We start from the raw sequence: 9,592 nt of genomic DNA, 5'->3' as shown, positions 1-9,592 counted from the left end.
CTCTCCCCGTCACTATACGGGGAGAGGATGCCGGCAGGCAGGTGAGGGGCAGCGCCAACCTGAAGCGATGGGCTTGCTGGACCGAATTCGGCCGGTGCCTGGCGTAGCAAAAGTCGATTCCGATTTCCGGGGTCATGCGCTACGGTCGCGCCAAAGCATCGGGCCCAAAAGTGGAAACCGGTTTGGGAAAACCCGATGCTCAAACAAAAGGCTAGATGTGAGCGGCGGCACGGTTCGACTTGAAAGTCCGCCGCTCACATCCAGCATCCGAGGAGAGGCCATGATGTTCCAGACCTTTGATTCCGCAGGCGACCCCGCCGTCGGCAAGCCACGTGTGGCGTTGCTGCGTCAATGGCTGGCGGCCAACGGGCTGGACGGCTTCATCGTGCCTCGTGCCGACGAGCATCAGGGCGAATATGTCGCCGACCGCTCGGCGCGGCTGAAATGGCTGACCGGCTTCAGCGGCTCGGCCGGCGTCGCCATCGTGCTCGGCGACCGTGCCACCATGTTCGTCGACGGCCGCTACACGCTGCAGGTGCGCCACGAGGTCGATCTCGACATCTTTTCGATCGAAAGCCTGGTCGACAATCCGCCCGCCACCTGGATCAAGGACAATCTCGGCAAGGGCGTGCGGCTTGGCTTCGACCCGTGGCTGCAGACGATCGGCGACGTGAAAGCGCTGAAAGCGTCGGCCGAAAAATCGGGAGCGACATTGGTGCCGCTCGAGAGGAATCCGATCGACGCCATTTGGGAGAACCAGCCCGAACCGCCGCTGGCGCCGGTCGAGCTTCATCCTATCGGCTTTGCCGGCGAATTGGCCAAGCACAAGCTGGCGCGGCTGGCCGAGTCGATCGGCAAGGATGGCGCCACCCATGCCGTGCTGACCGACCCGTCCTCCGTCGCCTGGGCCTTCGACATCCGCGGCGGCGATGTGCCGCACACGCCGCTGGCGCTCGGCTTCGCCGTGCTCGCCGCCGGTCGATCGCACCTGCTTTTCATGGACCAGCGTAAGTTTTCACGCACCGTCGCGGCCTATCTGACGCAGCTCGCCGAATTGCACGAACCCGGTGAATTCGAAGCTGTTATCGCAGCCCTGGCCAAGGGCGGCGCGAAGATCGCGCTGGATCCGGTGCTGGCGGCGGAGAGACTGAGAATGCTGGTCGAGGACAATGGCGGCACCGTCATCACCGCACCCGACCCTGCCCGCATACCGCGCGCGACGAAAAACCAGGCCGAGATCAGCGGCGCCCGCGCCGCGCACCGCCGCGATGGCGCCGCCGTTGCCAAGCTGCTTTGCTGGCTCGACCGCCAGGAACCGGGCAAGCTCGACGAGATCGCCGTCGTCACCAAGCTCGAGGAGTGCCGCCGCAGCACCGGCGAGGAAACACAGATGCCGCTGCGCGACGTGTCCTTCGACACCATCGCCGGCGCCGGCCCGAACGGCGCCATCATGCACTACCGCGTTTCCCGCGCCACCAGCCGAAAGCTTCAGTCTGGCGAACTGTTCCTGCTCGATTCGGGCGGGCAGTATCAGGACGGCACCACCGACATCACCCGCACCGTACCGATCGGCACACCGACCGAGGAAATGCGCGAACGCTTCACGCTGGTGCTGAAGGGCATGATCGGCATTTCCATGCTGCGCTTTCCCCCGGGCACGCGCGGCTCCGAGATCGACGCCGTGGCGCGCCTTGCCCTGTGGAAACACGGTTGCGATTTCGCCCATGGCACCGGCCATGGCGTCGGCTCCTATCTGGCCGTGCACGAGGGCCCGCAGCGCATCGCCAGGACCGGCACCGAAAAGCTGCTGGCAGGCATGATCGTCTCCAACGAGCCGGGCTACTACAAGGAGGGTTCTTACGGCATTCGCATCGAGAATCTCATACTGGTGAAGCCGGCCGAGCCGATAGAGGGCGGCGACATCGCCGTGCATGGCTTCGAGACGCTGACGCTGGCGCCGATCGACACCAGGCTGGTGCGGTCTGACCTGTTGACGCGCGACGAGCTGCATTGGCTCGACACATACCACGCCCGCGTGCTGGCCGAGATCGGACCGATGCTCGACGGCGAGACGCTGGCCTGGCTGGAGAAGGCAACCGCACCGCTGCCGCACGACCAGAAGATTTGATTTCTCGAAAAGACTGGTGGCTCAGCTAGGGACCCAGGATGCCGGTCCGCAGGCAATGGCCTGCGGCCTTATCGCTGCCTTCTAACCTCCAAGGGTCGCCGACGGATTTCGCAGCGAAACTCGTTGAAGACACATGGCGGGTGCAGGGTGACGGTCGTGTCGGCACAAGGTCTGGCGTGGTGGAACGAGAAGGCAGAGCGTGGGCGAAACCGACGAGCGGCTGCTGGCGCTGATCGCTCAGAACAATGCGGCTGCGGTGGAAGCCATGGTCGAGCGCAAGCTGCCGCGGCTGATCCGTCTCGCCACGCGAATGATGGGCGACCGCGGCGAGGCCGAGGATGTCGCGCAGGAGACGTTCTTGCGCATCTGGCGGGCGGCTCCGGGCTGGCGCGCCGGCGAGGCGAAGTTCGACACCTGGCTGCATCGCGTCGCACTCAATCTCTGCTACGACCGGCTGCGCAGGCGGCGGGAGACGCCGGTGGCGGAACTTCCCGATCGCCCCGACGAACGCCCGGGCGTGGAAGCGGATATGCTCGCGGCCGACGATCAGCACCAGGTGCGGCGCGCGCTGGCCGAGCTGCCGGAGCGCCAGCGCGAGGCGATCGTGCTGCAGTATTATCAGGAGCTTTCGAACGGCGATGCGGCAGAGGTCATGGGCATCAGCATCGAGGCATTGGAAAGCCTGTTGTCGCGGGCGCGGCGGCAGCTCGCCCTATGAGCGCAAGCACGGTTGGCTGAACCGGCTGGTCGGCATGCTGCCGAAGTCTCGCGGCGAAGCAATCGCTTTTGCACCGACCATCCCGCTGGCGCTGCGAGGCCAGGCAGACGTCACCTCCTATGCGCCGTCCGCCCTGCCAGAGGCGCCGGACGACCTGATGACGCGCGTCGGCAAGCTCTATGACGCCGACGAACAGCTGCATGCGCTGTGGAGCAGCGCGATGGAGACACGGGCGTTGGGCGCGGTGAACGCGCAGCGCAAGGACGCAGCGAGCGTCGGCCGCACCGCCGCGGGCTTCCTCGCCAAGGCCGGCGGACCGCGCGTTGCCATGATCGAAACCAGCGGCTGGGACACCCATAGCGGCCAGCAAGCCAGGCTGGCCAACCAGCTCAGAGCGCTCGACGCGCTCATCGATGGGTTGCACGTTGGCCTCAGCGATATCTGGAAGGATACGACCGTGCTGGTCGCCACCGAGTTCGGCCGCACTGTCGCCGTCAACGGCACTGGCGGCACCGACCACGGTACGGCATCGGCTGCGATGATCGCTGGCGGAGCGGTGAATGGCGGGCGGGTGCTGGCCGACTGGCCGGGACTGTCTACCGGTGCACTCTACCAAGGACGCGACCTCGCCCCGACGCTCGACCTCGACGCGCTGATTGCGGTGACATCAGCCGAAACGTTTGGTCTCGATCCGCAAGAGACGATGCGCAGGCTCTTTGCAGGAGGTCGATTCGATCCCGCGATCTCCAACATCGTGCGCAAATAGGACTGGCGTACTCAGCCGGTCCGGTTACCCGACGAACTGCCGGGCCAGCACCAGCACGACGGCGCCGGCCAAAAACATCGCCATAAGCCCGCTGCGCAGCGAGACCAGCCCGGCGACGATCAATGCCGCCCATTCCGCCGGCCCGCCGCCAAGTGCTGCCGGCGCCACCAGCGTCGTCAGCACTGCGGCAGGCACAGCGTTCAGCCCGGCCTCGACGCGCGGATGGATGTTTTCGAAGCGCGAGATCACCAGATGGCCGCCGATGCGGGTCAGATAGGTCGCGGTCGCGCCGGCGATGATGATCCACAAGGTCGTGCTCATGGCCGCGCCTCCACGCCGCTGTGGCGCGGCGGCAGGATGACCGCGAGCAGCACGCCGGCCACGGCGCCAATCGAGACGTGCCAGGGCGAGCCCACCGTCTTGTAGGCGATGATGGAGGCAGCAGCACTGGCGACGACCACCGGCAGCCACAGTGGCCGTTTGCGAAAGCCAATGACCAGTCCGAGGAAATAGATCGGCAGCAGAAAATCGATGCCCAGCGCATGGGTATCGGGAATAAGCCTGCCGAATACCGCGCCAAGCGCGCTTTCGGTCACCCAGAACACATAGACCGGCAGGCCAAGCCCCATATACCAGGCGAAGCCGACCGTCTCGCCAGCCTCCGCCTTGCGCTCGGCCACGGCGAACTGCGGATCGGTGAGCAGGAAATAGCCGACCGCCTGCTGCACCGGCGGCCAGTGCGCGATGCGCCGGCCGATGCCCGCGGAGTAAAGCACATGGCGGAAATTCACGGCGAAGATCGACAGCACGATCAGCCCTGGCGCGACATGCTGCCCGAACAATTCGATGCCGACCATCTGGCTGGCGCCGCCGAAAACCATGGCGCTCATCAGCAAGGCTTCAAGCACCGAAAATCCGTTGTCTACGGCGAGCGCCCCGAACAGCAGTCCAAACGGCGCCGCCGCCACCACGACGGGCATGCTGAGCCGCACGCCTTGCCAGAAATCGCTTTTTGCGCGGTTTTCGGAGATTGCTTCCGCCGACATCAGCCACTCCTCGGAGCACCGCTCGTCCTTTTGGACGATCAAAGGACGCTCTAACACTTTGAATCCACGCGTCGGGCCATCCGAAAATCGATCCCGATTTTCGGGCCGATGCGGGGGAAAGCTGATATGTAGGGAGCGCTGTCAGCCTTGTCACACCAATTCGCTTGAGCCAACGATCAGCGGAAGTGATCCTCGTCGCAGGTTCAGGCGTGCGCGTTTCGGCCAGTGCTCAGTCCACCGTGACCTTGGCTTCGATCGCCCTGCCCCAGTCGAGCAACGGCTTGGCCCGCAAGGCGAAATCGACCAACTCGTCGACCAGCGCCGGCCCGTGGATTCCCGCAGGGTCGACTTCGTGCCGGACGGCGAAATGCCGGTTGCGGATGGCCGCCGCGAGATCGGCCGCCGTGACATGCTCGAAGCCGCGTGGCGCGCGCTTCATGCAGCCTTCCGCATCGAGTTCGAGGCGGTTTTGCTTCAGCGCCTCGATCAGCGCCCGGAATTCACCCGGCCGCGCCGCGATGGCCTGGCGCATCGCCAGCAGCAGCGCCGGCCCCGGCTGCCACCAGGCAACGCCGGCAAAGCAGCGCTCAAGCCCGATATGGATGAAGAACACGCCCTGTTCCATCTTGGTGCCATCAGGCGAGAGGATTGCCGACAGATGCCGGTTGTAGGCCGCTTGTCCTTGGCGAAGCGCACGTCGCGATTGATCCGGAACAGCGACTTCTTGCGATCGCCGCGCAAGCCCAGCCCCGCTGCCGCGAAGCGCTCGGAGAGCGTTTCGACCAGATCGCCGAAGGGGTCGCGCAGCTCGCTTTCGAAGAGGTCGCGGTTTTCCAGAAACCACTCCCGGCTCTGGTGAAAATCGAGCGCCTTGAGGAAGGGAATTGCCTTTTGGCCGAAACCGGTGAACGCGCCTTCCATCACGCCTTGCCGATCCGCGCCAACCAAGCGTCTTCGTCGATCACCTCGATGTCGAGTTCGGTGGCAAGCTTGAGCTTGGAGCCAGCACCTGGGCCGGCAACGACGAGATCGGTCTTCTTCGACACCGAGCCGGCGACCTTGGCGCCGAGCTTTTCGGCCATTGCCTTGGCCTCGTCGCGCGACATCTTTTCCAGCGCGCCGGTGAAGACCACCGTCTTGCCGGAGACCGGCGACGACACGCCACCGACCGGCTCCTCGTCGAGCACTGTTACTTCCGCCAGCAATGCATCGAGCGCCTGCCGGTTATGGTCTTCAGCGAAGAAATCGACCACCGCCTCGGCAACGATCGAGCCGATGCCGTTGATGCCGTTCAACTCCTGCCAGGCAGCGTTGCCAGGGTCACCCTTGCCGGCCGGCATGACGGCGCTTTGCCCGGTTTCGCGGAAAGCGGCAAAGGAAAGGAAATGGCGGGCCAGCCGCTTGGCATTGGTCTCGCCGATGTGGCGGATGCCGAGCGCATAGAGGAATCGCGAGAACTCGACCTGCCGCCGATCGTCGATTGCCGCGAACAGCTTGCGTACCGAGGTCGCGCCGAAACCGTCAACGTTCTCGAGCTTGGTCAGCGATGCTGCCTGCCGCTTCTTCAGCGTAAAAATGTCGGCCGGTGAATAGATGCGTAGGGACGGATCCTCGGCGTGGAAGAAGAATTCGATCTGCTTCTCACCGAGCCCCTCGATATCGAAAGCACCCCGAGAGACGAAATGGCGCAGACGCTCCACCGCCTGCGCGGGGCAGATCAATCCGCCGGTGCAGCGCCTGACTGCTTCCCCCTCCTCGCGCACGGCGTGGCTGCCGCAGGCCGGGCAAAGCACTGGGAAAGCATATTGCACACTGTCGGGCGGCCGCTTTTCCATGACCACGTCGATGACCTGCGGAATGACATCGCCAGCACGCTGGATGCTCACCGTGTCGCCGATGCGAATGTCGCGGCCTTCGCGGATCGGCTGGCCGTTGTTGCCGATGCCCTTGATGTAGTCCTCATTGTGCAGTGTCGCGTTGGTCACCACGACGCCGCCGACCGTCACCGGCACCAGCCGCGCCACCGGCGTCAGCGCGCCGGTGCGGCCGACCTGGATGTCGATGCCGGTCAGGATCGTCGTCGCCTTCTCGGCCGGGAATTTGTGAGCGATCGCCCAGCGCGGCGAACGCGAGACGAAGCCCAGCCGCTGCTGCAGCTCGAGGCTGTTCACCTTGTAGACGACACCGTCGATGTCGTAGCCGAGCGTCGCCCGGTTGGATTCGATCAGCCGGTATTGCTCGAGCAATCCCTCGACGCTGTCGAACAGCTTCATCAGCGGATTGACCCTGAAGCCAAAGCGCTCGAACGCCGCCACCATGCCCATCTGCGTGTCGGCGGGCATGGCGCTCACCTCACCCCAGGTATAGGCGAAAAACCGCAGCGGCCGGCTGGCTGTGATCGAGGTATCGAGTTGGCGCAAGGAGCCTGCCGCCGAGTTGCGCGGATTGGCAAAAACCTGCTTTCCGGCCTCGGCATTGCGGCGATTGAGCTCGGCAAAGTCGGTGAGGCGCATATAGACCTCGCCCCGCACTTCCAGCACATCGGGAAAATCGCCTGAGAGCACGTTGGGAATCTCGGCGATGGTGCGGGCGTTGGCCGTCACATCCTCGCCGACCTGGCCGTTGCCACGCGTTGCCGCCGTCACCAGCCGTCCGGCCTCGTAGCGCAGCGACAGCGACAGGCCGTCGATCTTAGGCTCGGCAGTCATCGCCAGCGGCGCGTCGGCGCTGAGCCTGAGGAAACGGCGGATGCGGCCGACGAAATCGATCACGTCCGCATCGGCGAAAGCGTTGTCGAGCGACAGCATCGGAATGGCATGGACGATCTTGCGGAATTTCTCCGACACCGCCGCGCCGACTTTGCGTGACGGCGAATCCTCGCGCACAAGGGCAGGAAACCGCTGCTCGATGGCAAGGTTGCGCCGCCGCAGCGCATCGTAGGCCGCGTCCGAAATCGTCGGCGCGTCCTCGGCATGGTAACGCTGGTCGTGAGCGGCGATTTCCTCGGCCAACCGCTTCAGCTCGCTGGCTGCTTCACTTTCGCTGAGCGAATCGACTGGTTTTTCGGGCATGCACGGCTCCTCGACGCTGACCCGGAACGATTTCCTGGGCCATGCGCGAAATCAAATTGCTACAGCGTCCTTGCGCGTTCGAAGGACGCGCGGCGCGCCACAATAGATCAGGATTTTGAGAAAATCATTGCTGAACAGCAGGATGGAGCCACATCCTGACTCGATCCACAACGCCGAGCATAAGCTCTGCTATGCCGCGGTGTTTTCGCGAAGCAGCCGCTCGGCGGCCGCACGCGCCTCGTCGGTGATGGTCGCCCCGGCAAGCATCCGCGCGATCTCTTCCTGGCGCGCCGCCCGATCCATCTCGGCGATGCCGGTGGCGACGCGATCGGCGCTGCCGGATTTGGAGATCAGGAAATGCGTTGCCGCGCGTGCCGCCACTTGCGGCGCGTGCGTGACCGAAAGCACCTGCACGCGCTTCGACAGCCGCGCCAGCCTTTGGCCGATGGCGTCCGCCACCGCGCCGCCTACGCCGGTGTCGATTTCATCGAAGACCAAGGTCGGCGCCGAGCCGCGGTCGGCCAGCGCCACCTTCAGCGCCAGCAGGAACCGCGAAAGTTCGCCTCCGGAGGCGACTTTCATCATCGGGCCCGGTCTTGTGCCGGGATTGGTGCGCACCCAGAACTCGACCCGATCGATGCCGTCTTCCATGCGGCTCTCGGCCTCGCTTGCCATCTCGACGATGAAGGCTGCCCGTTCGAGCTTCAGCGCCGGCAGTTCGGCCATCACCGCCCTGGTCAACCCGACCGCCGCCGCATGGCGAAGCGACGAAAGCTGGGCAGCGGAAATGTCATAGGTCTCGCACGCGGCGGCGGCCTGCTTCTGCAGCCCGTGCAGGCGCTCCTCGCCGGCGTCGAGATCGGCGAGATCGGCGGCCATCGTATCGCGCAATTGCGCCAGATCGTCGACCGCCACACTGTGCTTGCGTGAGGCGGCGCGCAGCGAAAACAGCCGCTCCTCGGCCTGTTCCAGCCGCCGCGGATCGTACTCGGTGGCGCGAAGTGCCGCTTCCACGCCCGATTGCGCTGCGTCGAGCGACAGCATCGCCTCATCGAGCGATTTGACCACGTCGTCGAGCAGGCCGGGCGCCTCGGTCACCTTGCGCTGCAGCCGTCGCAACAGGCTGGCGAGTTGCGGCAGGGGCGAAGACGGGCCCGAGAGCACATCTTGCGCATCGTGGATTTCGGAGGCGATCTTTTCCGCCCGCATCATCGAGGCGCGCAACTCGGCAAGGTCGGCTTCCTCGCCTGGCTGGGGATCGAGCTTCGTCAATTCGGCGACCGCGGCGCGCAGATAGTCGGCCTCGCGGGCCGCCGCTTCCACCTTGGAACGATGCCGCGAAAGTTCCAGTTCGCAGGCCCGCCAGTACCGCCATGCCTCGCCGGTCGCCCGCACAGCGCCGAGATGACCGCCAAAACTGTCGAGCAATTCGCGATGGGCACCGGGATCGACCAAGGCACGCTCGTCATGCTGGCCGTGGATCTCGACCAGCGCGTGACCGACATCGCGCATCAGTGTCACGCTGGAAGGCTGGTCGTTGACGAAGACGCGGGTACGGCCATCCGCCGTCTGCACGCGGCGCAGGATGATGTCGCCATCGTCCTCGATAGCGTTGTCGGCAAGCAGCATGCGGGCAGGATGGTTGCGCGGCACGTCGAACACGGCGATGACTTGGCCCTGTGCCGCGCCATGCCGCACCAGCGAGGCGTCACCGCGGGCGCCAAGCGCCAGCGACAGCGCGTCGAGCAGGATGGATTTTCCAGCACCGGTTTCGCCGGTCAGCACCGAAAGACCGGACGAGAAGTCGATGTCCAGCTTCTCGATCAGAACGATATCGCGGATCGACAGTCTGGAAAGCATGGT

General features: G+C 65.2%; 7 protein-coding genes and 1 pseudogene. 3 read left to right on the top strand and 5 right to left on the bottom strand.

The annotated features are described in order from the left end of the window. Positions 1-283: 283 nt before the first annotated feature. The 3 genes from AC0L2C_RS12520 to AC0L2C_RS12510 all read left to right on the top strand — a co-directional run bounded on the left by AC0L2C_RS12520 (position 284) and on the right by AC0L2C_RS12510 (position 3,612). Complete coding sequence (locus tag AC0L2C_RS12520) at positions 284-2,128, top strand: aminopeptidase P family protein (RefSeq protein WP_473523485.1); 1,845 nt, start codon at positions 284-286, stop codon at positions 2,126-2,128. 199 nt (positions 2,129-2,327) lie between these two features. Beyond that, positions 2,328-2,846 (top strand): RNA polymerase sigma factor, encoded by a 519-nt coding sequence (locus AC0L2C_RS12515; RefSeq protein WP_473523484.1) that lies wholly within the window; start codon positions 2,328-2,330, stop codon positions 2,844-2,846. Positions 2,847-2,880: 34 nt separating this feature from the next. Then, complete coding sequence (locus tag AC0L2C_RS12510) at positions 2,881-3,612, top strand: DUF1501 domain-containing protein (RefSeq protein WP_473523483.1); 732 nt, start codon at positions 2,881-2,883, stop codon at positions 3,610-3,612. 24 nt (positions 3,613-3,636) lie between these two features. Here the strand turns inward: AC0L2C_RS12510 and AC0L2C_RS12505 are convergent, their stop codons facing one another. The 5 genes and pseudogenes from AC0L2C_RS12505 to recN all read right to left on the bottom strand — a co-directional run bounded on the left by AC0L2C_RS12505 (position 3,637) and on the right by recN (position 9,589). Then, positions 3,637-3,933: an AzlD family protein gene (locus AC0L2C_RS12505; protein ID WP_473523482.1), complete on the bottom strand. Its 297-nt coding sequence runs from the start codon at positions 3,931-3,933 to the stop codon at positions 3,637-3,639. Then, positions 3,930-4,658 carry an AzlC family ABC transporter permease gene (locus AC0L2C_RS12500; protein ID WP_473523481.1) on the bottom strand — a complete coding sequence of 243 codons (729 nt, stop codon included), beginning with the start codon at positions 4,656-4,658 and terminating at the stop codon, positions 3,930-3,932. Before AC0L2C_RS12500 ends, AC0L2C_RS12505 begins: the two co-directional genes overlap by 4 nt. A 229-nt stretch (positions 4,659-4,887) precedes the next feature. Continuing rightward, a pseudogene (locus AC0L2C_RS12495) lies at positions 4,888-5,579 on the bottom strand (DUF2461 domain-containing protein). Beyond that, complete coding sequence (gene ligA / locus AC0L2C_RS12490) at positions 5,579-7,729, bottom strand: NAD-dependent DNA ligase LigA (protein WP_473523480.1); 2,151 nt, start codon at positions 7,727-7,729, stop codon at positions 5,579-5,581. Before ligA ends, AC0L2C_RS12495 begins: the two are co-directional and overlap by 1 nt. Before the next feature lie 189 nt (positions 7,730-7,918). Continuing rightward, a complete protein-coding gene (gene recN / locus AC0L2C_RS12485; RefSeq protein WP_473523479.1) occupies positions 7,919-9,589 on the bottom strand; it encodes a DNA repair protein RecN in 1,671 nt (556 codons plus the stop codon). Positions 9,590-9,592: the final 3 nt, after the last annotated feature.

The organism is Mesorhizobium sp. WSM4845 (assembly GCF_055811455.1).
This window is presented reverse-complemented; position numbering and strand designations above follow the sequence as displayed.